Below are 25,936 nucleotides of genomic sequence, written 5' to 3'. Positions count from 1 at the left end.
TCGGGCAAGGAGGAAGCGCGATGTCAGCCAAAAATGACGTGATCGGGGGAAATGCGGCGCTCTGGTTCGTCGATCGTCATGTCGGCGAGGGCAGGGGCGATGGCATCGCTTTTCGTGAAGCGTTCGGCGACAACCGCGAGATCAGCTATGGCGATCTTGCCGAACAGTCGGCGCGTTTCGCCGGCGCCTGCCACCGCGCCGGCCTGAGGCGCGAAGAGCGCGCCATCATGCTGGTGCTCGACCAGATCGAGTTTCCGGTCATTTTCTGGGGCGCACTGAAGGCCGGCATCGTGCCGATCCCGCTGAACACGCTCCTGTCGACCTCGGTCTATGACGCGATCTTCCATGACAGCCGCGCCTCGGCGCTGTTCGTTTCCAGTGAACTCTACGAGACCATCGCCCCGGCGCTGCCGCTCAACCCGTTCATCCGCGAAGTGATCGTCATCGGCGACAGCGCGCCAGAGGGCGCGCGCACGTTCGACGCGTTCATGGAGGGTGCCGAACCGGCCGAACCGGTGACGGTCTGCGACGACGAGGTCGCCTTCTGGCTCTATTCGTCCGGCTCGACAGGCCAGCCCAAGGGCGTGCGCCACGTCCATTCGAGCCTGAAGGCAACGGCCGATACCTATGGAGCACAGGTGCTCGGCGTCCGGCAGGACGACACGGTCTATTCGGTGGCCAAGCTGTTTTTCGCCTATGGCCTGGGCAACGGAATGACCTTTCCGATGGCCGTCGGCGCGACGACGTTTTTGTACAATGGCCGGCCCACGCCCGACAGCGTTTCGCAGATCCTTGCCGAACATCGGCCGACCGTCTTTTGCGGCGTGCCCACGCTCTATGCGGCGCTGGTGCACAAATGGGAGAGCGAGGGCGCCCATCCCGATGCGCCGCTCAGAACCTGCATCTCGGCCGGCGAGGCGCTGCCAGAGGAGGTCGGCCGAAAATGGCAGGCGATCTGGGGCGTCGACATCATGGACGGCGTCGGCTCGACCGAGATGCTGCACATTTTCCTCTCCAACCGGCCGGGCGACGTGGTCTACGGCACGTCTGGCGTGCCCGTGCCGGGCTACGAGGTGCGGCTCGTCGACGAGGCAGGCGCCGATGTCGGTGTCGGCGAAGTGGGCGAACTGCTCGTGCGTGGCGCATCGTCGGCCGACGGTTACTGGAACCAGCGCGACAAGAGCCGCTCGACCTTCGAGGGCCATTGGACGCGCACCGGCGACAAGTATGAACTGACGCCGGACGGCCGCTACGTCTACTGCGGACGCACCGACGACATGTTCAAGGTATCGGGCATCTGGGTGTCGCCGTTCGAGGTGGAGCAGGCACTGGTTTCGCATCCGGCGGTGCTGGAAGCGGCAGTGGTCGCCAAGCGCGATGATGACGGGCTCGAAAAGCCCAAGGCCTTCCTGGTGCTCAAATCGGGACAGGCCGGCGATCCGGACGCGCTGAAGGCGTTCGTCCAGGACAAGATCGGCAAGTGGAAGTACCCGCGCTGGGTCGAGATCGTCGACGATCTGCCGAAGACCGCGACCGGCAAGATCCAGCGCTTCAAGCTCAGGGAGACGGCGTGATGGCTGACTGGAAGGCTGAAGGCACACTGGAAGCCGGTGGCAAGACACTCGAATATCGCTGCTTCGGACCGGCACCGTCAGAGGCGCCCACCATCGTGATGCTGCATGAGGGGCTCGGCAGTGCGGGTCTGTGGCGCGATTTTCCCGAAAAGGTCGCCGAGGCGACCGGCATGGGCGTCTGCGCTTATTCGCGCGCCGGCTACGGCCAGTCGGACCCGGCGGACCTTCCGCGTCCGCTCGACTACATGACGCGCGAGGCCGTCGATGTGCTGCCCGAGGTGCTCGATCGGATCGGCTTTCGGCGCGGTATTTTGCTGGGCCATTCGGACGGGGCGACGATCGCGGCGATCCATGCGGGCAGTGTCGAGGACTATCGGGTGCGGGGCATCATATTGATGGCGCCGCATTTCTTCGCCGAACAGATGGGGCTGGACGAAATCGCTCGTGCCAGGAAGGCCTATGAGGGCGGCAATCTGCGTGACCGGATGGCCAGGCATCATCGCGATCCCGATCACACGTTCCGCGGCTGGAACGATGCCTGGCTCGATCCTGCCTTTGCGCGCTGGAATGTCGCCGAGGTCATCGACTATTGGCGCATTCCGGCGCTCGCGATTCAGGGCCGGCAGGACCAGTATGGCACGCTGGCCCAGATCGAAGAGATGGAGAGCCGGGCCTATTCGCCGGTGGAGGTGTCAGTCCTCGAGGACTGCCGCCACGCGCCGCATCAGGACCAGCCCGCAAACACGCTTGCGGCCATCGCGGAATTCGCCGCACGGCTCGAGCGGATCGAGGCCGCCGAGGTCGAGGCCGCCTGATGCACGCGCCGGTCCCGATGCCGCCCCATGCCCACATTCCTGGCCGGAATTGCCGGCATGATGAGGGGCGGTGGGACGATGTGCGGGCGACCGCCCAACCGGGCATGAGCGCCGAGGCGCTTGCCGCTTCGCCGGCCTTCACCGCCGGCATGGATTTCTTCGAGAACGGCTTCTTCTGGGAGGCGCACGAGGTGTGGGAGGCGGTGTGGATGGCCTGTCCGCCAAACTCGGCCGAACATCGTTTCGTTCAGGCGCTGATCCAGCTTGCCAATGCCGAACTCAAGCTTGCCATGGAAAAGCCCAAGGCGGCCATGCGGTTGAGCGGGATTGCCGCAGCGCACCTGTCCGAAGCGGCGCGCGGGGGGCGCGAGCAGGTGCTCGGCGTCGGCGTTGCATGGCTGGAGGGCGCGATTGGCCGATGCCGGCATCGTGCCGCAACGTTGGCGATAAGTGCATTATAATGCATATAATGCATTGACCTTGGCCAGAATATTTGCATTATGATGCAAAATATGGTTTACACCGCCCGGCTCGGGCGATAAGACGCAACATAACGCATGTGGGAGAATGTCGTGCCCGACATCATCGACTTCCGGACCGATCCGTCGCACTACCGCCATTGGCGGGTCGAGTATGATGGCGACATCGCCAATCTCTACATGGATGTCGATGAGGATGGCGGCCTTTTCGACGGCTATCAGCTCAAGCTCAATTCCTACGATCTGGGTGTCGATATCGAACTGGCCGATGTGGTGCAGCGCATGCGCTTCGAGCATCCCGAGGTGAAGGTCGTCGTCATGCAATCGGGCAAGGACAATGTGTTCTGCGCCGGCGCGAACATCCGCATGCTGGGCGGCGCGGCGCACGCGCACAAGGTCAATTTCTGCAAGTTCACCAACGAGACGCGCAACACGTTCGAGGCGGCCGAAGCCGACTCGGGCCAGAAATACATCGCCGCGGTGAAGGGTGCCTGTGCCGGCGGCGGTTACGAACTGGCGCTCGCATGCAACCACATCATGCTGACCGACGATTCATCGTCCTCGGTGGCGCTGCCCGAAGTGCCGCTTCTGGCTGTCCTGCCGGGTACGGGCGGGCTGACGCGTGTCACGGACAAAAGGAAGGTACGCCGCGATCTGGCCGATGTGTTCTGTTCGATCGAGGAAGGCGTCAAGGGCAAGCGCGCCACGCAATGGCGGCTGGTCGACGAGGTGGTGCCGAACTCGAAATTTGCCGACACGGTGCAGGAACGGGCCCGCGAGTTTGCCGCCGCCTCGACCAAGAATGCGCCTGAAAGCGGTATCGCGCTCAATCCACTTTCCCGGACCATCGCCGAAAACGGATCGGTCACTTATTCGCTGGTCGAAATTGCCGTCGAACGCGACGGACGCCGCGCGACGATCACCCTCCATGGACCGGACGGTGACGCGCCGGCCGATGCGGCCGCGCTGACCGCGCTTGGCGACCGGAGCTATTTCCTGCGGCTGGCGCGCGAACTGGACGATGCGATCCTGCATCTGCGCCTCAACGAGATGGAGCTTGGGCTTCTGGCTTTCCGCAGCCAGGGCGACGCCGCCAAGGTGTTGGCTGAAGAAAAGCTTCTCTTCGACAATGCCGATCACTGGCTGGCCAACGAGATCCTTCAATACTGGAAGCGGGTGATGAAGCGTATCGACGTGACGTCGCGCTCGCTGGTCGCCTTCGTCGAGAATGGCTCCTGCTTTGCCGGCATGCTGGCCGAGGTGCTGTTTGCCGTCGACCGGACCTACATGATGGAGGGCGATTTCGAGGGCGACAACCGCCCCGTCGCCTCGATCACCCTGTCGCAGGCCAATTTCGGCCCGTTCCCGATGGCCAACGATCTGACCCGGCTCGAAACGCGCTTTTTGGGCGAGCCCGAACGGGTCGAGGCGGCGAAGGAACAGATCGGTGAGACCCTCGAAGCCTTCGATGCGAACGAACTGGGACTCGTCACCTACGCCTTCGACGATGTCGACTGGGAAGACGAGGTGCGCATCTTCCTTGAGGAGCGCGCCAGCTTCTCGCCCGACGCGCTGACCGGCATGGAAGCCAATCTGCGCTTTTCCGGCCCCGAGACCATGGAAACGCGCATTTTCGGCCGCCTGACCGCCTGGCAGAACTGGATCTTCCAGCGGCCCAATGCGGTCGGTGAGGACGGCGCCCTGCAACGCTACGGAACCGGCGTGCGCGGGCAATACAACATGCAGCGCGTCTGACGCGCGAACACCGGCGCCTCAGGCGCAACCCGGAGGAAGGACGACAATGCTCGATCTCATCAATGTCAGCTACGACACGCAAATCCCGAACAATGTCGGGCTCAGTTCGGACAAGCGCGTGCTCAAGGCGCTGGAGAAGTGGCATCCGGGATACATCAACTGGTGGAACGACCTGATCCCGGACAATTTCCAGCAGTCGCTCGTTTATCTGCGGACAGCCGTCTCCGTCGATCCGAAGGGCTGGGCCAAGTTCGACTATGTGAAGATGCCCGAATATCGCTGGGGCGTGCTGCTGGCGCCGCAGGTCGAGGACCGGACCATCCCGTGCGGCGAGCATGCGGGCGAGGCCGCCTGGCAGGAGGTGCCGGGCGAATATCGCGCCATGCTGCGCCGGCTGATCGTCATCCAGGGCGACACCGAGCCGGCATCGGTCGAACAGCAACGGTTCCTCGGCAAGACCGCGCCGTCGCTCTACGACCTGCGCAACCTGTTCCAGGTCAATGTTGAAGAGGGGCGCCACCTGTGGGCGATGGTCTATCTGCTGCACAAATATTTCGGCCGCGACGGCCGCGAGGAGGCCGACGATCTGCTGCGCCGCTCGTCGGGCTCGGAGGAAGCGCCGCGCATGCTGGGCGCCTTCAACGAGGAAACGCCGGACTGGCTGTCCTTCTTCATGTTCACCTATTTCACCGACCGCGACGGCAAGATGCAGCTTGAATCGCTCGCCCAGTCCGGCTTCGATCCGCTGTCGCGCACCTGCCGCTTCATGCTGACCGAGGAAGCGCACCACATGTTCGTCGGCGAGACCGGCGTTGGCCGCACGATCCAGGCCACATGCGAAGCGATGGTGAAGGCCGGCATCGAGGATCCTTACGACACCGACGCGATCCGCGCGCTTGGCGTCATCGACCTGCTGACGATCCAGAAGAAGCTGAACCTGCACTACACGCTGTCGCTGGACCTGTTCGGCCAGGAGGTTTCGACCAATGCCGCCAACGCTTTCAATGCCGGCATCAAGGGCCGCTACATGGAGAGCCGGATCGACGACGATCACAAGCTGCATGGCGACACCTACGAGGTCTGGGACTTCGAGGACGGCAAGCTGGTGCGCAAGGAGGTGCCGGCTCTGACGGCGATCAACATGCGCCTGCGCGATGATTATACGCGCGACGCATCGGGCGGTGTCGGCCGCTGGAACAAGATCATCGAGAAGACCGGCATCGATTTCCAGATGAAGCTGCCGCATGAATCCTTCAACCGGAAGATCGGCGTCTTCGCCGACAAGCTGTTCGACCCGGACGGCAAGCTTCTGACCGGCGCTGAGTATGATGCGGGCATGCCCGACTGGCTGCCGACCCATGCCGATGGGGATTTCATCCAGTCCCTGATGGTGCCGGTCTACGAGCCCGGCCAGTATGCAAGCTGGATCGCGCCGCCCAAGGTCGGCATCGACAACAAGCCGGGCGACTTTGAATATGTGAAGCTGCACATGGCCTGACGGGTCCACGTCAAGCATCGCCGGCGCGTCTTTGGGTCGCGCCGGCCGCTCTCTTCAATTCGGGAGGCATCGATGGATATCAGCAGAAACGCCAAAAAGCCGGACACCGCCGCGCGCGGCGACGTTCCGAGGATTTGCCTTGGCTGCAAGGACTGTCAGGGACCGTGCCTGCTGTTCGCCGAGCTTTACGGCGGCATCGCCATTGAGAGCCCGGGCCGGGAAGCGGCGGCATGAACAAGCCGGTCAAACAGCATCTGATCGACCCGGAAATCTGCATCCGTTGCTACACATGCGAGATGACGTGCCCGATCGGCGCCATCACCCATGACGACAACAATGTCGTGGTCGATGCCGCCCGGTGCAATTTCTGCATGGACTGCATTCCGGTGTGTCCGACCGGGTCGATCGACGAGTGGCGGATCGTCAACGAGCCCTATTCGCTGGACGAGCAGTTCGGCTGGTCCGAGCTGCCGCCCCAGGAGGAGATCGCGGCCGACGGCGATGGCGCCGACACCTCGATCGAAGCGTTCGACGATGCCATCGCCGCGCTCCTGGCCGAGGCGCACAGCGGCGCGGGCGGCAAGGCCAGGGCGCCGGCGAGCGCGGCCAAGCCTTCCATCAACCTCTACAACCTCGCCAAGCCGGCCGAGGCGACCGTGACCGGCAATTTCCGGCTGACCAGCGAAGATGGCGACAGTGACGTGCGCCATATCATTCTCGATTTTGGCGCCACGCCATTTCCCGTTCTGGAGGGCCAGTCGATCGGCATCATCCCGCCGGGGACCGACGAGAAGGGCGAGGCGCACCTGCCGCGGCTTTACTCGATATCGAGTCCGCGCGACGGTGAACGGCCGAACTACAACAATGTCTCGCTGACGGTGAAGCGGGAGCCGAACGGCGTCTGTTCCAATCATGTCTGCGACCTCAAGCCGGGCGACATTGTCAAGGTGACCGGGCCCTTCGGCTCGACCTTCCTTTTGCCGTCCGATTCCGGCGCGCATCTGATGATGATCTGCACGGGCACCGGCTCGGCGCCCTTTCGCGCCTTCACCATGCGCCGGCAGCGCGAAAATCCGCGTCTCAAAGACACGATGTCGCTCTATTTCGGCGCGCGCACGCCCGAAGACCTTCCCTATTTCGGACCCCTCAAAAAGGTGCCCGAGAGCTTCATGAAGAAGGTCTTCGCCTTTTCGCGCCAGCCCGAAAGCCCCAAAAACTATGTGCAGGACAAGCTGCGCGAGAACGCGGACGATGTCGCCGCGCTGATGCGCAATCCCGACGGCTACATCTACATTTGCGGGCTCAAGGCGATGGAGCATGGCGTCGAGGAGGCCCTGTCCGACATCGCCCGAAGTGCCGGGCTCGTCTGGACCGAGGTGCGCGACACCATGCGCGACGATGGCCGCTATCATGTCGAGACCTATTAGGCCATAGATGCCGCCACAGGCGAATCGGGCGGGGTGACGACATGGATGACGAGGTCTTCGAACACGAAATCCGGGTGGGCTGGGGCGACTGCGATCCGGCGCGGATTGCCTATACCGGCAAGCTGCCCATGTTCGCGCTCGAGGCCATCGAAGCCTGGTGGGAACACCATTTGGGCGGCGGCTGGTACCAGATGGAGCTCGACCGCGGCGTCGGAACGCCCTTCGTCCATATGAGCCTGAACTTCCGGTCGCCGGTCACGCCGCGCCACCGGCTCAAGTGCAAGGTCCGGCCGACGCGACTGGGCGAAACGTCGATCGCTTTCAGGGTCGAGGCATTCCAGGACGGCACATTGTCGTTCGAGGGCGATTTCGTGTGCGTGTTCGCCGTGCCCATCGAATTGAAGAAGACCCCGCCGCCCGACGATATCCGGGCCATTGTCGAGGAGCGGATCCGCGCCGGCGCCAATGCTGCGGCCGGGCAGTAACCGTCTGCGCAGGCAGCGCGATTGCAGGCATTGAGAAATACCCGCGCTGGGGTATTTTGTGCACTATTGTACACATTGCGGCGGCCAGCATGAGCGAGATCACCAACTTCAAGGGCGTGGCGCAAAAGACCACCGCCGAGAGCCAGTCCGACGCGATGGTGGCGACGCTGCTCAAGCGGGTCGGCGAACGCGTGCGCAAGGCGCGCGAGCTCAAGGGCATTCCGCGCCGCGTGCTGTCGGAGATTTCCGGCGTGTCGCCGCGTTATCTGGCGCAGCTCGAATCGGGCGAGGGCAACATTTCGATCGGCCTGTTGCAGAAGGTGGCGGTGGCGCTCGACTACCGGATCGAATGGCTTGTCGGCGCCGAAGACCCGTGGTCATCGGACACGATGCGGGTGGCCGATTTGTTCCGGCGGGCGGGCTTTCACACGCGCCAGGAGGTGATCGATCTTCTGTCGCCAGACACCGAGACGGACATGCGCGCCAGCCGAATCTGCCTGATCGGATTGCGCGGCGCCGGCAAATCGACGCTTGGCGCGATGGCCGGCGAACGGCTCGGCGTGCCGTTCGTCGAACTCAATCGCGAGATCGAGGAGCAGAGCGGCATGCCGGTCAACGAGCTGCTCGCCTTTTACGGGCAGGAGGGCTACCGCAAGCTGGAGGCCCAGGCGCTCGAACGGGTGATCGCCACCCATGATGCGATGATCCTTGCCGTTGCCGGCGGCATCGTCGCCGACCCGCAGACCTACAATATGCTGCTGGCGCATTTTCACACGGTCTGGCTCAAGGCGGAGCCCGAGGACCATATGGAGCGGGTGATGGCGCAGGGCGACACGCGGCCGATGGGCGGCAATCCCGAGGCGATGGATCAGCTCAAGTCGATCCTGACCAGCCGAGAGGCGTTATACGGCCGTGCCTCGTCGCAGGTCGACACCAGCGGCCGCAGCCTCGAGGAGACGCTCGACGACTTGATCGGCGTCATCGGCGAGCGGGGATTTTTGCGGTAGGACCTGCCGGCCGGGCAGGACCATGTTCGAACACAACTTTTTTCAGGAACATCCGATGACAGTGACGTGGAGGCGTGAAGGCGACGCCGGGCTGGTCGAACTCGCCAATCCGCCGGTGAACGCAATGGGTCTGGCCGTGCGGCAAGGGCTGCTGGACGCCGTCAGATGGGCGGAAAACGAACCCGGTCTTTCGCGCGTCATTGTGTCGGGGCAGGGCAGGGCGTTTGCCGCCGGCGGCGACGCGCGCGAGTTCGACGGCGATCCCGTTCCGCCGCATCTGCCCGACGTGCTCGATGCCATCGAAGCCAGCACGGTGCCTTGGATCGCCGCGGCCCATGGGGTGGCGCTTGGCGGCGGCGCGGAACTGATGCTCGCCTGCCGCTACCGCATCGCGGCGCCGGACACGAAGATCGGCCTACCGGAGGTCACGCTGGGCGTGGTGCCCGGCGCGGGCGGCACGCAACGCCTGCCGCGCCTTGTCGGTCTTGATACGGCGCTCGACATGATCGCCAACGGCAAGCCGGTCGGCGCACTCGACGCGCAGGAGATGGGATTGGTGGATGCGGTGGCCGACGATCCGGTTGCCCATGCGATGTCGCTCGATATGACCTCAGTGCAGGACCGGCCGATCCTGTCGGCGCTCGACGGTCCGGCGCCCGACGATGACGCCGTCCAGAAGGCACGCGCGACGGCGCACAAGCGCATGCGCGGGCAGATCGCACCGCAAAAGGCGATCGACCTTGTGGCCTTGTCGGCCACTACAGCATTTCGCGACGCGCTGGCCCGGGAGCGCCAGACGTTCATCGAGCTGCGGTCGACGGAACAGGCAAAGGCGCTGCGCCATATCTTCTTTGCCGAGCGGGCGGCGAAGGCGCCAGGCTGGCTTGACGCCGAACCGCTGAAGGTCGAGCGCGCGGCGGTTGTCGGCGGCGGCACGATGGGTGCGGGCATCGCTTATGCGCTGCTCCTGGCCGGCATCGGTGTGACGCTTCTTGAGACCGATGCCGACGGGGTCGAGCGCGCCAAGGCCAATATTGGCCGGATTATGGATGCAAGCGGCAGGCGCGGGCTCCTGTCAGATGACAAGCGCGCAGGGATCGAAGCGGCGCTGACGGTCACGGACGATTATCGTGCGGCGGCCAAGGCGGATCTTGCCATCGAGGCGGCATTCGAGAGCATGGAGGTCAAAAAGACCGTGTTCGGCGCGCTTGAAAAGGCGCTGCCGGCCGATGCCGTGCTCGCCACCAACACATCCTATCTCGACGTCAACGAGATCGCCGCCGGCCTTGCCGATCCGTCGCGGCTGATGGGCCTGCATTTCTTTGCACCGGCGCACATCATGAAACTGCTCGAGATCGTGCAGGGTGATGCGACGAGCCATCGTGCGCTGGCGACCGGCTTTGATCTTGCCAAGCGCCTGCGAAAGGTGCCCGTTCTGTCCAGGGTCTGCGACGGCTTCATCGGCAACCGAATTCTGGCCCGCTATCGCGAGGCGGCCGACACGCTCCTGATGGACGGGACCAACCCCTGGGAGCTCGACGAGGCGATGGTCGAATTCGGCTACGCGATGGGACCCTATGAAGCGCAGGACCTGTCCGGCCTCGACATCGCCCATGCCAACCGCAAGAGGCAGGGCGCGACCCGCGATCCGGACCGGCGCTACATTCCGATCGGCGACCGCATGGTTGCCGAAGGGCGCCTTGGCAAGAAGGTCGGCGTCGGCTGGTATCGCTATCCGGGCGGGGGCGGCAAGGTCGTCGATCCGCTGATCGAGGATCTGGTTCGCGAGGAAGCTCATTTCGCCAAGGTCGAGCGGCGCGAGTTCACGGACGATGAAATCCGCCGCCGGCTGGTGCTGGCGATGATCAACGAGGCGGCCGACATCTTGGCCGAAGGGATCGCGCAGTCGGCGGCCGACATCGATCTGGTGACGGTGTTCGGCTACGGCTTTCCGCGCTGGCGGGGCGGGCTGATGCACTATGCCGACACGCTCGGCGTCGATGCCATTGTCGCCGACCTGCGGGCTCTGGAGGCCGAAGACCCGATCGCCTGGAAACCGAGCGCGGCGCTTTTGGCCTGTGCCCAGCAGGGCATTGCGCTGCGCGACTATCGTCCAAACCCTTAGCGGTGTGAAACGCAATGCCGGCCCTTTTCAAACCGGCGCGGATGTATTATAAACCGACCGATCGGTTAATTAATTCCGGCGCGCGTGCCGGACGGTCGAGGCGGAGGAGGCGCAGCGCATGTATGCCCAGATGGTGAAATCCACCGGCACGATGAAGACTCGTGAGGAAATGGATGAGCGCGAGCGGGCCTTTCAGGACCGTATCGATGCGGGCGAGAAGATCGAGCCGCAGGACTGGATGCCGGAAGGCTATCGCAAGACGCTGATCCGCCAGATCGGCCAGCATGCCCATTCGGAAATTGTCGGCCAGCTGCCCGAAGGCAACTGGATCACCCGAGCGCCGACGCTTGAGCGCAAGGCAATCCTCCTGGCAAAGGTGCAGGACGAGGCCGGGCACGGCCTCTACCTTTATTGCGCCGCCGAGACGCTCGGCGTCAGCCGCGACGAGATGACCGAAAAGCTGCATGACGGCAAGATGAAGTATTCCTCCATCTTCAACTATCCCACGCTCACCTGGGCCGATATCGGCGCGGTTGGCTGGCTGGTCGATGGCGCGGCGATCATGAACCAGGTGGCGCTGCAGCGCACCTCCTACGGCCCTTATTCGCGGGCGATGGTGCGCATCTGCAAGGAAGAGAGCTTCCACCAGCGCCAGGGCTATTCGATCATGATGAAGATGGCGTCCGGAACGCCCGAGCAGAAGCGCATGGCGCAGGATGCGCTGGATCGGCTTTGGTATCCTTCGCTGATGATGTTCGGTCCGTCCGACAAGGACAGCGTGCATTCGGCCCAGTCGATGGCCTGGAAGATCAAGGTCAGCACCAATGACGAGTTGCGCCAGAAATTCGTCGACCAGACGGTGCCGCAGGCCGAATATCTTGGCCTGACGATCCCTGACGACAAGCTTGCCTGGAACGAGGAGAAGGGTGGTTACGACTTCTCCGAACCGGACTGGCAGGAGTTCCACGATGTGCTGGCCGGCAACGGGCCGTGCAATGCCGACCGGATGGCCGCGCGCCGCACCGCCTGGGAAGACGGCGCATGGTACCGCGACGGTCTCGTCGCCCACGCAAACAAGCGCGCCGCACAGCGCATGGCAGCGGAGTAATCGAAAATGTCTTCTGAATGGCCCCTGTGGGAAGTCTTCATTCGCGGCCAGCATGGCCTGAACCATCGCCATGTCGGCTCGCTGCACGCGCCGGACGCCGAAATGGCGATCAGACACGCCCGCGACGTCTACACGCGCCGCAATGAGGGCGTGAGCATCTGGGTGGTGCCGTCCAACCAGATCACGGCCAGCGTGCCGTCGGAGAAGGGCCCGATGTTCGACCCTTCCAAGTCGAAGATCTACCGCCACCCGACCTTCTATGACATTCCGGACGAAGTGGGGCACATGTGATGAGCGCGCTCGTCGAATTTGCGCTGCGCATGGGCGACAATACGCTGGTGCTCGGTCACCGCGTGTCGGAATGGTGCGGCCATGCGCCGGTGCTTGAAGAGGACATTGCGCTCGCCAACACGGCGCTCGACCTGATCGGCCAGACACAGATGTGGCTCGGCCTTGCCGGCGATCTGGAAGGCAAGGGCCGGACGGCCGACGATCTGGCCTACAAGCGTGACGCCTGGGACTTCCGTAACCTGTTGCTGGTCGAACGCCCGAACGGCGATTTCGGCCAGACCCTGATGCGCCAGTTCCTGTTCGATGCCTGGCATCATCCGATGCTGACATGGCTGTCGGAGAACTCGAAGCATGAGCGCGTCGCCGACATCGCCCGCAAGGCGGAACGCGAGGCGGCCTATCATCTGGAGCGGTCGACCGATCTCATCATTCGCTTGGGTGACGGCACGGATGAAAGCCATCGCCGCATGCAGGACGCACTTGCCTATCACTGGACCTATACGGGCGAGATGTTCGAGGCCGACGCGGTCGATCGCGAACTGGCCGACGCCGGTGTTGCGCCCGACCCGGCGGCGATGAAGCCGGGCTGGGATGCGCTGGTCGGCGATGTGCTCGCCGAGGCGACCCTCGAGGTGCCGGACAATCATTTCGTGCACAAGGGCGGCCGCAAGGGCCAGCACACAGAGCATCTGGGCCATATCCTCGCCGCCATGCAGTTCTTGCCGCGGGCCTATCCCGATGCACGCTGGTGAGACGCTTCCGAGCCGCGACGATGTGATGGGCTGGCTCGCCGACGTGCCGGACCCGGAAATCCCGGTCGTGTCCGTCGTCGATCTGGGCATTGTGCGCGATGTGGCGTGGGAGGACGACACGCTGGTAGTCACCATCACGCCGACCTATTCGGGCTGTCCCGCAACGTCCGTGATCGCGTTCGAAATCGAGGCGGCGATCCGCGGGCACGGCATCGACAATGTCCGGCTGGAAAACCAGATATCGCCGCCCTGGACGACAGACTGGATCGGGCCAACGGCGCGCGAGAAGCTGCGCCAATACGGCATCGCGCCGCCGATCGATGGCACCGCCGCCGATGGCAAGCGCGTGGCGCGGCTGCTTGGCGAGGGCAACGCCAGGGTGGCGTGTCCGCGCTGCGGCTCGGCCAATACGCAGGAAGTCAGCCGTTTCGGCTCGACGCCCTGCAAGGCCGCTTGGCGCTGCAACGATTGTCTGGAACCGTTCGACTATTTCAAATGCATTTGAGGGCCGACCGATGGCGCAGTTTCATTCGCTCACTGTCACCGATGTGAACCACGACACGCGCGATGCGGTTGTCGTCACGCTCGCTCCCGGCGAAGCGGACCGCAAGGCGTTCGATTTCACGCAAGGCCAATATCTGACCTTCCGCCACGATTTCGACGGCACGGAGGTGCGCCGCTGCTATTCGATCTGCGCCGGCAAGGATGATGGGGTGCTGCGCGTCGGCATCAAGCGCGTCGATGGCGGCGCCTTCTCGTCCTGGGCAAAAGAGAACATCAAGCCCGGCGATGTGATGGAAGCCATGCCGCCGATGGGCAACTTCTTCGTGCCGCTCGATCCCGATGCCGAGCGCCACTATCTCGGCTTTGCCGGCGGTTCGGGCATCACGCCTGTCCTGTCGCTGATCAAGACCGTCTTGGCGCGTGAGCCGAACGCGCGCTTCACGCTGGTCTATGCCAACCGCGCCGTGAACACGATCATGTTCCGCGAGGAGCTCGAAGACCTCAAGAACATCTATCTGGGCCGCTTCACGGTGCTGCATATCCTCGAAAACGATGCGCAGGAGATCGATCTGTTCACCGGCCGTGTCGATGCGGACAAGCTCGATGCGCTGTTTACGCACTGGATCGATGCGGCGTCGGTCGATTACGCCTTCATCTGCGGCCCCGAGCCGATGATGCTGACCATCGCCGAAGGGCTGAAGGCCCGCGGGCTGCCCGAAGACCGGATCAAGTTCGAACTGTTCAAGAGCGCCCAGCCGGGCCGGCTGCCGAAAAAGGCCAACGGCCATGCGGCGGGCAAAACCGGCGACAGCGTCAAGGCGACCCTGTTTCTTGAGGGCGTGACGCGCACGATCGAGGTGCCGAAGGATGGCACGACGCTGCTCGACGCCGCGCTCGATGCCGGGCTGAACGTGCCCTATGCGTGCAAGGCGGGCGTCTGTTCGACATGCATGTGCAAGATCACCGAGGGCGCCGGCGAGATGCTGTCGAACAATGCGCTCGAGGATCACGAGGTCCGCGACGGCTTTACGCTGAGCTGCCAGACGGTGCCGACGACGGACACGATCAGCGTCACCTACGACGTCTGACGACAAGAACCGATTGGGAGACATCCGATGAACGTTGCCACCGCGACGACGCGCCGGCTTGAAAGCTATGTGAAGGGCCAGTGGGTTGCCGGCAGCGGCGATGGCGCGCTGCTGACCGATGCGGGCACCGGCGAACCGGTGGCGGTGATCAGTTCGTCGGGCCTCGATTTCGCCGGCGCGCTCGCTTACGGGCGCGAAAAGGGCGGCCCCGCGCTGCGCGCGTTGAGCTTTCACGAGCGCGCGCTGATGCTCAAATCGATCGCGCTGATGCTCAATGGCGAGCGCGATGCGTTCTATGCCGAAAGCTATCGCACCGGGGCGACGAAGACGGATTCGATGATCGATATCGACGGCGGCATCGGCACCTTTTTTGTCTATTCTTCCAAGGGCCGGCGCGAACTGCCCAACACGCGGGTGCTGCTCGATGGCGATGTCGAGCCTCTGTCCAAGGACAATTCGTTCTCCGCGCAGCACATCATGACGCCGCTGCAAGGCATTGCCATCCACATCAACGCATTCAATTTTCCCTGCTGGGGGATGCTGGAGAAGCTGGCGCCGACACTGCTCGCAGGCATGCCGGCCATCGTCAAGCCGGCCAGCCAGACCGCTTATCTGACCGAACTGATGGTCAGGAAGATCGTCGACAGCGGCATCCTGCCCGATGGCGCGCTGCAACTGGTCAGCGGTTCGGCGGGCGACATGCTCGATCATGTGACAGGCCAGGATGTGGTCACCTTCACCGGTTCGGCCAGCACCGGCCGGATGCTTCGCACCCACAAGGCAATCGTCGGGAACTCGACGCGGTTTTCGATGGAGGCCGACAGCCTCAACTCATGCGTTCTGGGCGCCGACGCCGAACCGGGAACGCCGGAGTTCGACCTGTTCGTCAAGGAAGTGGCGCGCGAGATGACCGCCAAGGCGGGCCAGAAATGCACCGCCATCCGCCGCGCCTTCGTGCCGCGCGGCCAGGTCGATGCGGTGATCGAGGCGTTGCGCGCGCGGCTTTCAAAGACCGCCGTCGGCCTTCCGGCGGACGAGGGCACGCGGATGGGCGCGCTCGCCAGTCAGGACCAGCGCGAGGAAGTGCGCGCGCGCATCGCCGATCTGGCCGCCGATGGCGAGATCGTCGCCGGCGATCCGGACAATCCGGTCGTCGCCTCGGGCGATGCGGCGGTCGGCGCGTTCCTCAACCCGGTGCTGCTGCATTGCGCCGATCCGCACGGCGCCGAAAACGTTCACGATGTGGAAGCGTTCGGGCCGGTTGCGACCGTCATGCCGTATGACGATGCCGAAGAAGCGGTTGCGCTGACGCAGAAGGGCAAGGGCTCCCTGGCCGCGTCAGTCTTCACCAATGACCCGGCTTTCGCCGAGCAGGTCGTGATTGGCATGGCGCCGTTCCATGGCCGCATCCTGATCGGCAACCGCGACAGCGCCAAATCGTCGACCGGCCATGGTTCGCCCATGCCGGGGCTTGTTCATGGCGGGCCGGGCCGCGCCGGCGGCGGCGAGGAACTGGGCGGCATTCGCGGCGTCAAGCACTTCATGCAGCGCACGGCCATTCAGGGCACGCCGCGCCTTCTGGCGCCGGTGACCGGTCGCTGGATGGAGGGCGCAGATGCGGGCGACACATCCGTCCACCCGTTCCGCAAGTCGCTGGCCGATCTGCAAATCGGCGATCAGGTGGTGACGAAACCGCGCGAGGTGACGCTCGCCGATATCGAGCATTTCGCCGATTTCACCGGTGACACGTTTTACGCGCATATGGACGACGACGCGGCCAAGGCGAACCCGTTCTTCGACGGACGGGTGGCACATGGCTATCTGATCGTCTCGTTCGCGGCGGGCCTGTTCGTCGATCCGGCGCCGGGGCCGGTGCTCGCCAATTACGGCGTCGACAATCTGCGCTTCATGACGCCGGTCTATCCGGGCGATGAGCTCAAGGTCCGTCTGACGGCCAAGGAGATCAACCCGCGCGCCACCGCCGACCATGGCGAGGTGCGCTGGGACGCGCAGGTGACCAACCAGGACGCCGATGTTGTCGCGCAGTATGACGTCTTGACCATGGTCGCCAAACAATGGCCACTGCCTGCGGAGGGGTGACGCGCCTCAGGCGGCCCATGGATCGGTAAACGCGACATCCATGGCCTCGAATGGGGCGGTGTCGCGGGATGCGACGATCATCCCTTTGGCGGCCGCTATGGCCGCGATCTGGCCGTCCGCGAAGCCGACACCCCGGCCAGCCTTGCGCGCGGCGGCCATGCGTTCGGAAAATTCAGCGGCGGCCGTCCGGTCGAAGGCCAGAATGCGGTCGCCGAAAACGCGGTCCTCGGTTGCTTCCAGCCTTGCCTTCAGTTCATTTTTCCGCCGCCCGTCGGGCAGGGCTGCAATGCCATAACCGAGTTCCGCGAGGCTGATTGTCGAAAGGTGCAGCGTCCGCAAATCCTGCGCATTCAGCCAGTCGACAACGCGCCTGTTCGCGCCGGGTCGCATCGCCTCCGAGACAACATTGGTGTCGAGAAGGATCATTCCAGGTTGGGCGGCTCATGCGGAGTGCGATTGCGCTTTATATCGACCCCGGTCAGGTCCGCTCCGGACCAGATATCGGCGATCATGTCGCCGGCCTTGGGCCGCTCGTCCCCATTCAGGCTTTTGGCAAGAATGGCGCGGGCTTCGGCCTCCGCACTGCGGCCATGGTCGCGCGCCTGCGCCTTGAGCGCGCGGTGCACCTCGTCGGGCAATTGGCGAATTATGATCTGGGCCATGGATGCCTCCAAACATGAAAACCCATGATATCAAAATGATATCGTGATATCAATACCGCTATGGCTTAACGCCGCCGACGCCGTCGAGGATGATGCGCGTTGCGATGCGCGCATAGTCCTCGCGGGTAACCGGGCCGTCTTCCTTGAACCAGGTGTAGACCCAGTTGAGCATACCGAAGAGGCTCATCGTCACCGGCGTCAGAAGATGGGTGCCGGGCTCGGCGAGCCTGGGGTTCAGCTCTTTCAAAACATTGGCAAAGCGGGCGACGATGCGTTTTTCGGTATCGCGCAGCTGCGCGCGCTGGGCGTCCGACAGCGCGCCGAAAGCGTTGAGCTGCACCTTGTGGGCATTGTCGGCGCCGCGATAGGTCTCCAGCACTGCGCGCACCAGCCGTTCGAGCCGGTCGCCGGGCGCGAGCGAAGGATCGTCGGCGGCAATCACCGCCTCGTCCAGATGGCTGATATGTGTGTTGACGATCGCAAAGATCAGCGCGTCCTTGGACGGATAATAGTGATAAAGCAAGGCCTTGGAGACACCGCATTCGCGCGCGATCTGCGACATGGACGCCTTGTCCATGCCCAGTTCGGCAAAGACGGCGGCGGCACTGTCGAGAATATGTGCCTGCTTTTCGGCGAAATCGGCGGCGCGGGGACGGGCCATCGGGCCTCTCTTTCTAGCCCTTGGGCCGGTTGTCGACGACGCGTTTGGCCTTGCCTTCAGAGCGCGGGGCCGAACCCGGCTCGCCGACATTGATCTTGGCGGTCACGCCGATCACGGATTTGATGTGATGGGCAAGCTCGTCGGCGCTCGCCTTGCGCGCCTCCTCACTGGCCGCATTCTCCAGCGCCTCGAGATGCACGGTCATCGTGTCCATCCGGCCTTTGCGAGCCAGTTCGATCTGGAAGTGCGGCGCAAGGCCGGCGCATTTGAGGATCTGTTCCTCGACCTGGGTCGGGAAGATGTTGACGCCGCGCAGGATGATCATGTCGTCGGAGCGGCCGGTGATCTTGTCCATCCGGCGCATCGACCGTGCCGTGCCGGGCAGGAGCCGGGTCAGGTCGCGCGTGCGGTAGCGGATGATAGGCAGCCCCTCCTTGGTCAGCGTGGTGAAGACGAGTTCGCCCATCTCGCCGTCCGGCACCGGCTGGCCGGTCTCCGGGTCGATGATTTCGGGATAGAAATGGTCTTCCCAGATGTGCAGCCCGTCCTTGGTCTCGACGCACTCATTGGCAACGCCGGGGCCCATCACTTCCGACAGGCCGTAAATGTCGACCGCGTGCATATCGAAGGCCTGTTCGATCTCGCCGCGCATGGCGTTCGTCCATGGCTCGGCACCGAAAATGCCGACCGCGAGCGACGAGGCGCGCGGATCTTTGCCCTGGCGGCGGAACTCGTCGAGGATCGACAGCATGTAGGAGGGCGTGACCATGATCACGCGGGGCTTGAAATCCTCGATCAGCATCACTTGCCGCTCGGTCATGCCGCCCGAGACGGGAATGACGGTGCAGCCGAGCCGCTCCGCGCCATAATGGGCGCCCAACCCGCCGGTGAACAGGCCATAGCCATAGGCCACATGCACCGGATCGCCCGGCCGCCCGCCGGATGCGCGGATCGAGCGCGCAACCATGTCGGCCCATGTGGAGATGTCCTTTTCGGTGTAGCCGACGACGGTCGGCTTGCCCGTCGTGCCCGAGGATGCGTGCAGGCGCACGATCTTCTCGCGCGGCACGGCAAACATGCCGAACGGGTAATTGTCGCGCAAATCCGCCTTGGTGGTGAAGGGGAACTTCGCCAGATCGGCCAGCGATACCAGATCGTCCGGGTGGACGCCCGCTTCGTCGAAGCGCTTGCGGTAGAACGGTGCGTTCTCATAGGCATGGCGCAGCGACCATTTCATGCGCTCGAACTGAAGCGCAGCTATCTCGTCGCGCGATGTGGTTTCGATCGGCTCGAGATCGCCGGGCTTGGGGGAAAGGTCTTCCATGGTCTGTCTCAGATATCTTCCAGAATTGTGCCGGGAACGGTGCGCGAATGGCCGCGGAATTCGCCGATCACGTCGCCGTCCTGGTTGGTGACGGAAATGTCGTAAATCCCCGACCGGCCGGTGCGCGATACCTCGCGGCCGGTGGCGGTCAGCCGGTCGCCTTGCTTGCCGGGGCGGATGAAGGTGAGCGAAGTGTGCTGGGCGACCGTGCGCTGATTGTATCCGTTGCAGGCAAACGCGAACGCGCTGTCGGCGAGGGTGAAGATGTAGCCGCCATGGCAGGTGCCGTGGCCATTGACCATTTGCGGGGTGATGGTCATCGCAACGGTCGCCTGGCCGGGCGCGACGTGCTCGATCTCCATGCCCAGATGCCGGCTGGCATTGTCGTCAGCCCACATGGCGTCGGCGCAGGCGCGGGCGAGTTCATCCGGCGTCATCATTGCCCCCGAAAGTCTGGTTTGCGCTTGTCGAGAAAGGCGGTGACGCCCTCGGCATAGTCGGCCGTGCGGCCGGCAACGCGCTGCGTGTCGCGCTCATGGTCGAGTTGGGCATCGAAGCTGTTCGTGCTCGCCGCCTGGATCGACTGTTTCGTCAGGCCGAGGCCCCGTGTCGGGCCGGCGGCGAACTGGCGGGCGAGGGCGTTCGTCTCGTCCATCAGCGCGTCGTCATCGACCGCCTTCCAGATCAGGCCCCAGTCGGCGGCTTTCTCGGCGGGCAGCGGTTCGCCGGTCAGCGCCAGCCCCTTGGCGCGCGCTTCGCCTAGAAGCCGCGTCAGCATGAAGCTGCCGCCCGCGTCCGGCGTCAGGCCGATCTTGGCGAAGGCCTGGATGAATTTGGCGGATTTGCCGGCAAGCACGACGTCGCAGGCAAGCGCGATGTTGGCGCCCGCTCCAGCGGCCACGCCATTGACTGCGACGACAATCGGCTTCTCAAGCGACCGGATCAGCCGCAGTGTCGGGTTGTAGAAGGTTTCGAGCGTATGGCCGAGATCGGGTGGGCCGTCCATCGTGCGCGGGTCGCGATCGCCCAGATCCTGACCGGCGCAAAAGGCGCGGCCGGCGCCGGTCATCAGAACGCAGCGCACTTCGTCCTCGTCATGGGCGCGCTGGATCGCCGCGCGGAAGGCGCGATGCATGTCCTCGTTGAACGAATTGAGCTTGTCGGGCCGGTTGAGCGTGACGCGCAAAACGCTGTCATCAAGCTCGCAGAGCACGGTGGCGTCCTGCGCCATATGATCCCTCCCTTGCGCCCGGTCGGAACGCCAATCCAAGGCCGACAAAACCATAAACCGACCGGTCAGTCAATGAATTCGGTCGATGAATTTCCGGGATCGGCTGGCGGCGGGGCTTGCCCTTGAAGTCAAGCGCGCGGATATTCCCATCATGATTCAAGCAGCGACCGCATCTGTCTGGCATACATCGCTTTTCGGCGACGACGCGTTGGCGGCGCTGTTTTCGGAAAAGGCGTTACTCGAGCGCTTCGGCGCATTCGAGATGGCACTGACGCGGGCGCTTGGCGCCCATGGTCTGGTCGATGCGGGCATGGCCGACACGGCCATCGCGGCGATGCAATCATTCGAACCCGACGCCAATGCGATCCGCCGGGCGATGGAAACCGACGGCGTTCCGGTTCCCGCCTATGTGCGGCAACTGAAAGCAGCCGCTGGCGATGCCGCCGGGGCGATCCATGCCGGTGCGACCAGCCAGGATCTGATCGACACGGCGACCGCCATGGCGCTGCGCGACGCAGGCACGCTGCTTGCCGGGCGGATCGAAGCGGTGCTGTCCGCGCTGAGGGATCTGGATGCGCGGTACGGCAGTCATCGATTGACCGGCCGGACGCGCATGCAGGCGGCTTTGCCGATCGGTGTCTGCGACCGCCTGTCGGCATGGTCGACGCCGGTCACCGGCAGTCTCGACCGGCTCGCGCGTGTGCGCGACGATGCTGCGCAGTTGCAGTTCGGCGGACCGGTCGGGCTGGGCCCCGAAACGCTCGGCGAAGCCGGACCCGCGGTCGCCGGCGCGATGGCCGCCGAACTCGGGCTGCGCCTGCCGGCCCGGCCCTGGCACACGGATCGCAGCGCCTTTGTCGCCTTCGGCAACTGGCTGTCCATGGTCACCGGTGCGGTGGGCAAGATCGGCCAGGATGTGGCTCTCATGGCCCAGCAGGGAATCGACGAGATCGAACTGTCGTCCGGCGGCACAAGCTCGGCCATGCCGCACAAGCATAATCCCGTGGTTGCCGAAAAGCTGGTGACGCTTGCGCGCTACAACGCCGTCCAGATCGGCGGGTTGCATCAGGCGATGGTGCATGAACAGGAGCGTTCCGGCAGCGCCTGGATGCTGGAATGGATGATCCTGCCGCCGATGGTCGAGGCCACCGGACGGGCGCTGACCGATGCCGATGAACTGCTGCGGTTGGTGACGCGGATCGGTGCCGCCGTCTGATCAGGCCGCCTGGCGCAGGCCGAGCATCTGGCGGGCCTGCTGCCATGTGGCGACGGGGCGTTCGTGGCGCTCGCAGATCTCGACGACGCGGCTGACAAGCGCGGCGTTCGATGGCGCCAGCGTGTCCTTGTTGAGGCGCACATTGTCCTCAAGGCCCGTGCGGGCATGTCCGCCGGCCGCCACCGACCATTCATTGACGGTGATCTGGCCGGGGCCGATGCCTGCGGCACACCATTCGGCGTCGGGAACGAGGCGCTTGACCGTCTCGACGTAGAAGTCGAACACCGGCTTGTCGACCGGCATGGCGTTTTTGACGCCCATGACGAACTGGATGTAGGGCGTGTCGGGGATGCGGCCGTCGCGCCACATGGCGACCGCCTGGAAGATATGCGAGGCATCGAACGCCTCGATCTCGGGCTTGACGGCGTATTTGCGCATTTCCGCGGCGAGCCAGTCGACCAGATCGGGCGGGTTTTCGTAGACGCGGGTCGGAAAGTTGTTCGAGCCGACCGAAAGGGACGCCATGTCCGGCCGCAGCGGCAGCATGCCGCCGCGCTCGGTGCCAGCACCCGAGCGACCGCCGGTGGAAAACTGGATCACCATGCCGGGGCAGTGCTTTTCCAGCCCTTCCTTCAGCCGCGCGAACTTTTCGGAATCGGAGGTCGGCGTCTCGTCGGCGTTGCGGACATGGGCGTGGACGATCGATGCGCCCGCCTCGAAGGCTTCGTGGGTCGATTCGAGTTGCTCGTCGATCGTGACGGGAAGCGCCGGATTGTTGGCTTTCGTCGGCACCGAGCCGGTGATGGCGACGCAGATGATGCAAGGCTTTGTCGTCTCGGTCATGAACCGTCACATATCGAAGAAAATCGTCTCGTTCTCGCCCTGGAGCCGAACGTCGAAGCGGTATAGGCCGTCTGCCGTCCTGGCCGCAAGGAGCGTCGGAACGCGGTGCTGGTGCTCGATCCGGGTCAGCACGGGGTCCTCGGAGTTGGCCTCGGCCTCGTCGTCGAAATAAAGCCGCGTGTGCAAGCCGATATTGATGCCGCGCGCGACGATCCACATCGAAATGTGCGGTGCCTGCAGGCGCCCGTCGCGCCATGGCACGCGGCCGGGCTTGACGGTGTCGAAGCGGTATTCGCCGGTCTGCAAATCCGCGGCGGCGCGGCCCCAGCCGGTGAATTCGGGGTCCGCCACGCCACGGGTTTCGCCCGGCGCGTTGAAGAGCCCGTCCGCGTCGGCCTGCCAGATCTCGAGGACCGCGTCCTTGAGCACGCCGCCCATGCCATCGGTGACGGTGCCGGTGACAGTGATTTCCTCCCCGCGCACATTGCCGGTCTTCATCGTCGTGCCGAGATCGGTCTCGTAGACGCCATGGATGCCGGTGACGTTGGGGTTCATGCCGATATGGACGTAGGGGCCTGCGGTTTGCGAGGGGGTTTCCTTAAGGGTCGGATAGCGCCGGGTCATCTCAAAGGCCCTCCAGCCGGTTCTCGAACAGGGTCTGCCGCTTGCCCCGCAGGACGATGTCGAAACGCCAGGCGCGGGCGTCCATCGGCACGGTGCGGGCCATGTCGAGTTCGGCGATCAGGCTTTCGACGGCGTCTTTGTGCGGTATGGCGCCGATGATCGGGCAATGCGGGATCAACGGGTCGCCTTCGAAATACATCTGGGTGATCAGGCGCTGGGCAAAGGCCGTGCCAAAGAGCGAAAAGTGAATGTGGGCCGGCCGCCAATCGTTGCCGCCATTGGGCCATGGGTAGGCGCCGGGCTGGATGGTGCGAAACTCGTAAAAACCCTGTTCGTCGGTCAGCACGCGGCCGCAGCCGCCGAAATTGGGATCGAGCGGCGCCAGATAGCTTTCCTTCTTGTGGCGGTAGCGGCCGCCGGCATTGGCCTGCCAGACTTCCAGCAATGCGTTCGGGACGGGACGCCCCATCTCGTCGGTGACGCGCCCATGGACGATGATGCGCGGGCCGATGGCGCTCTCGCCGGGCTCGGCAAAATTGTGCACCAGGTCATGGTCCATGTCGCCCAGCATGGCGTGGCCGAATACGGGGCCGGTCTCCTCGCCAAGCGATGTGGGCAGCGACAGGAGCGGGGCGGAAGGCGCGCGCATGACCGAGGTCTTGTAGGGCGGATGGAGCGCCGGCGGATGCCATGCGCGGTCGCGCGCGGCGTAGCCCGCATGCGGTTCGGGCGTGTTTTTCATGTCACCGTCTCCTCCTGTTCCATCGCGCGATAGGTCTCCTTGGCGATCTTGATCGCGCGGTTGGCGCGCGGCACGCCTGCATAGACCGCAACATGCATGAAGGCTTCCATGACATCGGCCTTGCTGGCGCCGGTGCGCTTGCAGGCGCGCACATGCATGGCGATCTCGTCGAAATTGCCGGTCGCGGCGAGCAAGGCCAGCGTCAGGATGGACCGCTCGCGCAGCGAGATCGTGTCGCGCGCCCACAGATTGCCCCAGGCGGTCTCGGTGATCATGGTCTGGAAGGGCGCGTCGAACTCGGTCTTTTCGGCTTCGGCGCGGTCGACATGATCGTCGCCCAAGACGCGTCGGCGCATCTTCATGCCGTTCTGCAGGCGGTCCGTGTCCATGCGGTCGCTCATCATCGGGCTCCCATCGTCATCGTTGCACACCCATCAATAGGGCAGGCCGACATAGTTCTCGGCCATCGCCTTTTGCGCCGCCTTGCTGTCGCGCAGGAATTCCAGTTCGGCGACCTGCATCTTGTGGTCGAACTCGGACTGGTCGGGAAATCGGTGCATGAGCGACGAAAACCACCAGGAGAAGCGCTCGGCCTTCCAGATGCGTGCCAGCGCTCGGTTCGAATATCTGTCGAGCCCCTCTTCATCATTCAACTCGTAGAACTGCGTCAGCCCCCTGAACAGGTAATGGACGTCCGAGGCGGCCGTGTTGAGCCCCTTGGCGCCGGTCGGCGGCACGATGTGGGCGGCATCGCCGCACAGGAACAGCCGGCCCCAGCGCATCGGCTCGGTGACGAACGAGCGCAGCGGCGCAATCGACTTTTCGATCGAAGGGCCGGTGACCAGCCCCTCGGCGACATGGCTCGGGATGCGGCGCTTGAGCTCGGTCCAGAATTCGTCGTCCGACCAGTTCTCGACCTTGTCGTGCGCCGAACACTGCACATAATAGCGCGACAGGTTCTCGTTGCGCATCGAGCACAGCGCAAAGCCGCGTTCGGAGTTGGCGTAGATCAGCTCGTGGTTGACCGGCGGGGTCTCCGACAGGATGCCGAGCCAGCCGAACGGGTAGACCTTTTCATATTCACGCCGGGCTTCTTCGGGGATCGATCTGCGGCTGACGCCGTGAAAACCGTCACATCCGGCGATGAAATCGCAATCGATGCGCCGCTCCATGCCCTCGACCGTGTAGGTGACATGGGGGTTGTCGCGGTCGGCATCGTGGATGGCGACATTGCCGACATTGAACTCGACTGCGCCGCCGCTTGCCTCGCGGGCATCATAGAGATCGCGCGTGACCTCTGTCTGCCCGTAGACCATGACGGGCGTTCCGGTGTGCTCGACAAAATCGATACGGAACATCTCCTCGCCGTAGGAGATCAGCGTGCCGGCATGCTCGAAGCCTTCCTTGCGCATCCGGCGGCCGACACCGGCCTCCTCGAGCAGCCGCAGCAGCCCTTCCTCCAGAACGCCAGCGCGTATGCGCCCAAGGACATAGTCGCGCGTCTGGCGCTCCAGCACGATGGAATCGATGCCGCGCGTGTGAAGAAGCTGCGACAGCAACAGGCCCGAAGGGCCGCCGCCGATGATGCAAACCTGTGTGCGCATGGGTGCCTCGTTTGGTGAACC

The 25,936-nt window shown here is 64.3% G+C and carries 28 protein-coding genes; 17 read left to right on the top strand and 11 right to left on the bottom strand.

Annotated elements, in window-relative coordinates:
- Positions 1-20: 20 nt before the first annotated feature.
- From ACOQOU_RS02760 to paaZ, 16 genes are all read left to right on the top strand, one after another.
- Positions 21-1,574: a benzoate-CoA ligase family protein gene (locus tag ACOQOU_RS02760; RefSeq protein WP_306025922.1), complete on the top strand. Its 1,554-nt coding sequence runs from the start codon at positions 21-23 to the stop codon at positions 1,572-1,574.
- The gene (locus ACOQOU_RS02755; protein WP_306025921.1) at positions 1,574-2,389 is read left to right on the top strand and encodes an alpha/beta fold hydrolase; all 816 of its coding nucleotides are present in this window, start codon (positions 1,574-1,576) and stop codon (positions 2,387-2,389) included. Before ACOQOU_RS02760 ends, ACOQOU_RS02755 begins: the two co-directional genes overlap by 1 nt.
- Entirely contained in the window at positions 2,389-2,850 is a 462-nt protein-coding gene (locus ACOQOU_RS02750) for a DUF309 domain-containing protein (protein ID WP_306025920.1), read from the top strand. Before ACOQOU_RS02755 ends, ACOQOU_RS02750 begins: the two co-directional genes overlap by 1 nt.
- A gap of 111 nt (positions 2,851-2,961) precedes the next feature.
- A complete protein-coding gene (gene boxC / locus ACOQOU_RS02745; RefSeq protein ID WP_306025919.1) occupies positions 2,962-4,623 on the top strand; it encodes a 2,3-epoxybenzoyl-CoA dihydrolase in 1,662 nt (553 codons plus the stop codon).
- Between the two features lie 46 nt (positions 4,624-4,669).
- Positions 4,670-6,121, top strand: coding sequence for a benzoyl-CoA 2,3-epoxidase subunit BoxB (boxB, locus tag ACOQOU_RS02740; RefSeq protein WP_306025918.1), 1,452 nt, complete (start codon positions 4,670-4,672; stop codon positions 6,119-6,121).
- 72 nt (positions 6,122-6,193) lie between these two features.
- A complete protein-coding gene (locus ACOQOU_RS02735; protein WP_306025917.1) occupies positions 6,194-6,355 on the top strand; it encodes a hypothetical protein in 162 nt (53 codons plus the stop codon).
- Positions 6,352-7,548 (top strand): benzoyl-CoA 2,3-epoxidase subunit BoxA, encoded by a 1,197-nt coding sequence (gene boxA / locus ACOQOU_RS02730; RefSeq protein ID WP_306025916.1) that lies wholly within the window; start codon positions 6,352-6,354, stop codon positions 7,546-7,548. Before ACOQOU_RS02735 ends, boxA begins: the two co-directional genes overlap by 4 nt.
- Before the next feature lie 41 nt (positions 7,549-7,589).
- On the top strand, positions 7,590-8,033 hold the full coding sequence (locus ACOQOU_RS02725) for an acyl-CoA thioesterase (protein ID WP_306025915.1): 444 nt from the start codon (positions 7,590-7,592) through the stop codon (positions 8,031-8,033).
- Between the two features lie 89 nt (positions 8,034-8,122).
- On the top strand, positions 8,123-9,040 hold the full coding sequence (locus ACOQOU_RS02720; protein ID WP_306025914.1) for a helix-turn-helix transcriptional regulator: 918 nt from the start codon (positions 8,123-8,125) through the stop codon (positions 9,038-9,040).
- Between the two features lie 55 nt (positions 9,041-9,095).
- Entirely contained in the window at positions 9,096-11,165 is a 2,070-nt protein-coding gene (locus ACOQOU_RS02715; protein ID WP_306025913.1) for a 3-hydroxyacyl-CoA dehydrogenase NAD-binding domain-containing protein, read from the top strand.
- 118 nt (positions 11,166-11,283) lie between these two features.
- Positions 11,284-12,273 carry a 1,2-phenylacetyl-CoA epoxidase subunit PaaA gene (paaA, locus tag ACOQOU_RS02710; RefSeq protein WP_306025912.1) on the top strand — a complete coding sequence of 330 codons (990 nt, stop codon included), beginning with the start codon at positions 11,284-11,286 and terminating at the stop codon, positions 12,271-12,273.
- A gap of 6 nt (positions 12,274-12,279) precedes the next feature.
- A complete protein-coding gene (gene paaB, locus ACOQOU_RS02705) occupies positions 12,280-12,564 on the top strand; it encodes a 1,2-phenylacetyl-CoA epoxidase subunit PaaB (RefSeq protein ID WP_109767669.1) in 285 nt (94 codons plus the stop codon).
- Positions 12,564-13,316, top strand: a complete 753-nt coding sequence (gene paaC, locus ACOQOU_RS02700; protein ID WP_306025911.1) for a 1,2-phenylacetyl-CoA epoxidase subunit PaaC — start codon at positions 12,564-12,566, stop codon at positions 13,314-13,316. Before paaB ends, paaC begins: the two co-directional genes overlap by 1 nt.
- Positions 13,303-13,821, top strand: coding sequence for a 1,2-phenylacetyl-CoA epoxidase subunit PaaD (paaD, locus tag ACOQOU_RS02695; protein WP_306025910.1), 519 nt, complete (start codon positions 13,303-13,305; stop codon positions 13,819-13,821). The genes paaC and paaD overlap by 14 nt, the downstream gene beginning before the upstream one ends.
- Positions 13,822-13,831: 10 nt before the next feature.
- Complete coding sequence (locus ACOQOU_RS02690; protein WP_306025909.1) at positions 13,832-14,908, top strand: ferredoxin--NADP reductase; 1,077 nt, start codon at positions 13,832-13,834, stop codon at positions 14,906-14,908.
- A 27-nt stretch (positions 14,909-14,935) separates the two neighbouring features.
- On the top strand, positions 14,936-17,008 hold the full coding sequence (gene paaZ / locus ACOQOU_RS02685; RefSeq protein WP_306025908.1) for a phenylacetic acid degradation bifunctional protein PaaZ: 2,073 nt from the start codon (positions 14,936-14,938) through the stop codon (positions 17,006-17,008).
- A gap of 6 nt (positions 17,009-17,014) precedes the next feature.
- Here the strand turns inward: paaZ and ACOQOU_RS02680 are convergent, their stop codons facing one another.
- From ACOQOU_RS02680 to paaG, 6 genes are read right to left on the bottom strand one after another with little or no spacing between them, the layout of a single operon-like run.
- Positions 17,015-17,434, bottom strand: coding sequence for a type II toxin-antitoxin system VapC family toxin (locus tag ACOQOU_RS02680; RefSeq protein ID WP_306025907.1), 420 nt, complete (start codon positions 17,432-17,434; stop codon positions 17,015-17,017).
- A complete protein-coding gene (locus tag ACOQOU_RS02675; RefSeq protein ID WP_306025906.1) occupies positions 17,431-17,670 on the bottom strand; it encodes a FitA-like ribbon-helix-helix domain-containing protein in 240 nt (79 codons plus the stop codon). Before ACOQOU_RS02675 ends, ACOQOU_RS02680 begins: the two co-directional genes overlap by 4 nt.
- 58 nt (positions 17,671-17,728) lie before the next feature.
- Positions 17,729-18,331, bottom strand: coding sequence for a TetR/AcrR family transcriptional regulator (locus tag ACOQOU_RS02670; protein WP_306025905.1), 603 nt, complete (start codon positions 18,329-18,331; stop codon positions 17,729-17,731).
- Positions 18,332-18,344: 13 nt separating this feature from the next.
- Positions 18,345-19,655 (bottom strand): phenylacetate--CoA ligase PaaK, encoded by a 1,311-nt coding sequence (paaK, locus tag ACOQOU_RS02665; RefSeq protein WP_306025904.1) that lies wholly within the window; start codon positions 19,653-19,655, stop codon positions 18,345-18,347.
- An 8-nt stretch (positions 19,656-19,663) separates the two neighbouring features.
- On the bottom strand, positions 19,664-20,095 hold the full coding sequence (gene paaI, locus ACOQOU_RS02660; protein ID WP_306025903.1) for a hydroxyphenylacetyl-CoA thioesterase PaaI: 432 nt from the start codon (positions 20,093-20,095) through the stop codon (positions 19,664-19,666).
- Positions 20,092-20,886 carry a 2-(1,2-epoxy-1,2-dihydrophenyl)acetyl-CoA isomerase PaaG gene (paaG, locus tag ACOQOU_RS02655; RefSeq protein ID WP_109767660.1) on the bottom strand — a complete coding sequence of 265 codons (795 nt, stop codon included), beginning with the start codon at positions 20,884-20,886 and terminating at the stop codon, positions 20,092-20,094. Before paaG ends, paaI begins: the two co-directional genes overlap by 4 nt.
- 151 nt (positions 20,887-21,037) lie before the next feature.
- Here paaG and ACOQOU_RS02650 point away from each other — a divergent pair, with 151 nt between their 5' ends.
- Positions 21,038-22,102 (top strand): 3-carboxy-cis,cis-muconate cycloisomerase, encoded by a 1,065-nt coding sequence (locus ACOQOU_RS02650; protein ID WP_306025902.1) that lies wholly within the window; start codon positions 21,038-21,040, stop codon positions 22,100-22,102.
- Here the strand turns inward: ACOQOU_RS02650 and ACOQOU_RS02645 are convergent, their stop codons facing one another.
- From ACOQOU_RS02645 to pobA, 5 genes are read right to left on the bottom strand one after another with little or no spacing between them, the layout of a single operon-like run.
- A complete protein-coding gene (locus ACOQOU_RS02645) occupies positions 22,103-22,945 on the bottom strand; it encodes a 3-keto-5-aminohexanoate cleavage protein (protein WP_306025901.1) in 843 nt (280 codons plus the stop codon). It abuts the gene before it with no gap.
- A gap of 6 nt (positions 22,946-22,951) precedes the next feature.
- Complete coding sequence (pcaG, locus tag ACOQOU_RS02640) at positions 22,952-23,569, bottom strand: protocatechuate 3,4-dioxygenase subunit alpha (RefSeq protein WP_306025900.1); 618 nt, start codon at positions 23,567-23,569, stop codon at positions 22,952-22,954.
- A gap of 1 nt (position 23,570) precedes the next feature.
- A complete protein-coding gene (gene pcaH, locus ACOQOU_RS02635; RefSeq protein ID WP_306025899.1) occupies positions 23,571-24,311 on the bottom strand; it encodes a protocatechuate 3,4-dioxygenase subunit beta in 741 nt (246 codons plus the stop codon).
- Positions 24,308-24,712 carry a 4-carboxymuconolactone decarboxylase gene (pcaC, locus tag ACOQOU_RS02630; RefSeq protein ID WP_109767656.1) on the bottom strand — a complete coding sequence of 135 codons (405 nt, stop codon included), beginning with the start codon at positions 24,710-24,712 and terminating at the stop codon, positions 24,308-24,310. Before pcaC ends, pcaH begins: the two co-directional genes overlap by 4 nt.
- 33 nt (positions 24,713-24,745) lie before the next feature.
- The gene (gene pobA, locus ACOQOU_RS02625; RefSeq protein ID WP_306025898.1) at positions 24,746-25,915 is read right to left on the bottom strand and encodes a 4-hydroxybenzoate 3-monooxygenase; all 1,170 of its coding nucleotides are present in this window, start codon (positions 25,913-25,915) and stop codon (positions 24,746-24,748) included.
- Between the last annotated feature and the right edge of the window lie 21 nt (positions 25,916-25,936).

It is taken from the genome of Oceaniradius stylonematis (assembly GCF_965223445.1).
GTDB lineage: Bacteria > Pseudomonadota > Alphaproteobacteria > Rhizobiales > Rhizobiaceae > Roseitalea > Roseitalea stylonematis.
Note: the sequence above shows the minus strand (reverse complement) of the source record. Positions and strands in the feature narration are given on the sequence as shown.

Bases quoted from the DNA above. Each gene is read 5' to 3' on its own strand.
- pcaH (WP_306025899.1), bottom strand. From the start codon at position 24,311: ATGAAAAACACGCCCGAACCGCATGCGGGCTACGCCGCGCGCGACCGC.
- paaB (WP_109767669.1), top strand. From the start codon at position 12,280: ATGTCTTCTGAATGGCCCCTGTGGGAAGTCTTCATTCGCGGCCAGCAT.
- ACOQOU_RS02735 (WP_306025917.1), top strand. From the start codon at position 6,194: ATGGATATCAGCAGAAACGCCAAAAAGCCGGACACCGCCGCGCGCGGC.
- paaD (WP_306025910.1), top strand. From the start codon at position 13,303: ATGCACGCTGGTGAGACGCTTCCGAGCCGCGACGATGTGATGGGCTGG.
- ACOQOU_RS02715 (WP_306025913.1), top strand. From the start codon at position 9,096: ATGACAGTGACGTGGAGGCGTGAAGGCGACGCCGGGCTGGTCGAACTC.
- ACOQOU_RS02720 (WP_306025914.1), top strand. From the start codon at position 8,123: ATGAGCGAGATCACCAACTTCAAGGGCGTGGCGCAAAAGACCACCGCC.
- paaZ (WP_306025908.1), top strand. From the start codon at position 14,936: ATGAACGTTGCCACCGCGACGACGCGCCGGCTTGAAAGCTATGTGAAG.
- ACOQOU_RS02680 (WP_306025907.1), bottom strand. From the start codon at position 17,434: ATGATCCTTCTCGACACCAATGTTGTCTCGGAGGCGATGCGACCCGGC.
- pcaG (WP_306025900.1), bottom strand. From the start codon at position 23,569: ATGACCCGGCGCTATCCGACCCTTAAGGAAACCCCCTCGCAAACCGCA.
- boxB (WP_306025918.1), top strand. From the start codon at position 4,670: ATGCTCGATCTCATCAATGTCAGCTACGACACGCAAATCCCGAACAAT.
- ACOQOU_RS02650 (WP_306025902.1), top strand. From the start codon at position 21,038: ATGATTCAAGCAGCGACCGCATCTGTCTGGCATACATCGCTTTTCGGC.
- ACOQOU_RS02725 (WP_306025915.1), top strand. From the start codon at position 7,590: ATGGATGACGAGGTCTTCGAACACGAAATCCGGGTGGGCTGGGGCGAC.
- pobA (WP_306025898.1), bottom strand. From the start codon at position 25,915: ATGCGCACACAGGTTTGCATCATCGGCGGCGGCCCTTCGGGCCTGTTG.
- ACOQOU_RS02675 (WP_306025906.1), bottom strand. From the start codon at position 17,670: ATGGCCCAGATCATAATTCGCCAATTGCCCGACGAGGTGCACCGCGCG.
- paaG (WP_109767660.1), bottom strand. From the start codon at position 20,886: ATGGCGCAGGACGCCACCGTGCTCTGCGAGCTTGATGACAGCGTTTTG.
- pcaC (WP_109767656.1), bottom strand. From the start codon at position 24,712: ATGAGCGACCGCATGGACACGGACCGCCTGCAGAACGGCATGAAGATG.
- paaK (WP_306025904.1), bottom strand. From the start codon at position 19,655: ATGGAAGACCTTTCCCCCAAGCCCGGCGATCTCGAGCCGATCGAAACC.
- ACOQOU_RS02645 (WP_306025901.1), bottom strand. From the start codon at position 22,945: ATGACCGAGACGACAAAGCCTTGCATCATCTGCGTCGCCATCACCGGC.
- ACOQOU_RS02670 (WP_306025905.1), bottom strand. From the start codon at position 18,331: ATGGCCCGTCCCCGCGCCGCCGATTTCGCCGAAAAGCAGGCACATATT.
- ACOQOU_RS02690 (WP_306025909.1), top strand. From the start codon at position 13,832: ATGGCGCAGTTTCATTCGCTCACTGTCACCGATGTGAACCACGACACG.
- ACOQOU_RS02755 (WP_306025921.1), top strand. From the start codon at position 1,574: ATGGCTGACTGGAAGGCTGAAGGCACACTGGAAGCCGGTGGCAAGACA.
- paaA (WP_306025912.1), top strand. From the start codon at position 11,284: ATGTATGCCCAGATGGTGAAATCCACCGGCACGATGAAGACTCGTGAG.
- ACOQOU_RS02760 (WP_306025922.1), top strand. From the start codon at position 21: ATGTCAGCCAAAAATGACGTGATCGGGGGAAATGCGGCGCTCTGGTTC.
- paaC (WP_306025911.1), top strand. From the start codon at position 12,564: ATGAGCGCGCTCGTCGAATTTGCGCTGCGCATGGGCGACAATACGCTG.
- paaI (WP_306025903.1), bottom strand. From the start codon at position 20,095: ATGATGACGCCGGATGAACTCGCCCGCGCCTGCGCCGACGCCATGTGG.
- ACOQOU_RS02750 (WP_306025920.1), top strand. From the start codon at position 2,389: ATGCACGCGCCGGTCCCGATGCCGCCCCATGCCCACATTCCTGGCCGG.
- boxA (WP_306025916.1), top strand. From the start codon at position 6,352: ATGAACAAGCCGGTCAAACAGCATCTGATCGACCCGGAAATCTGCATC.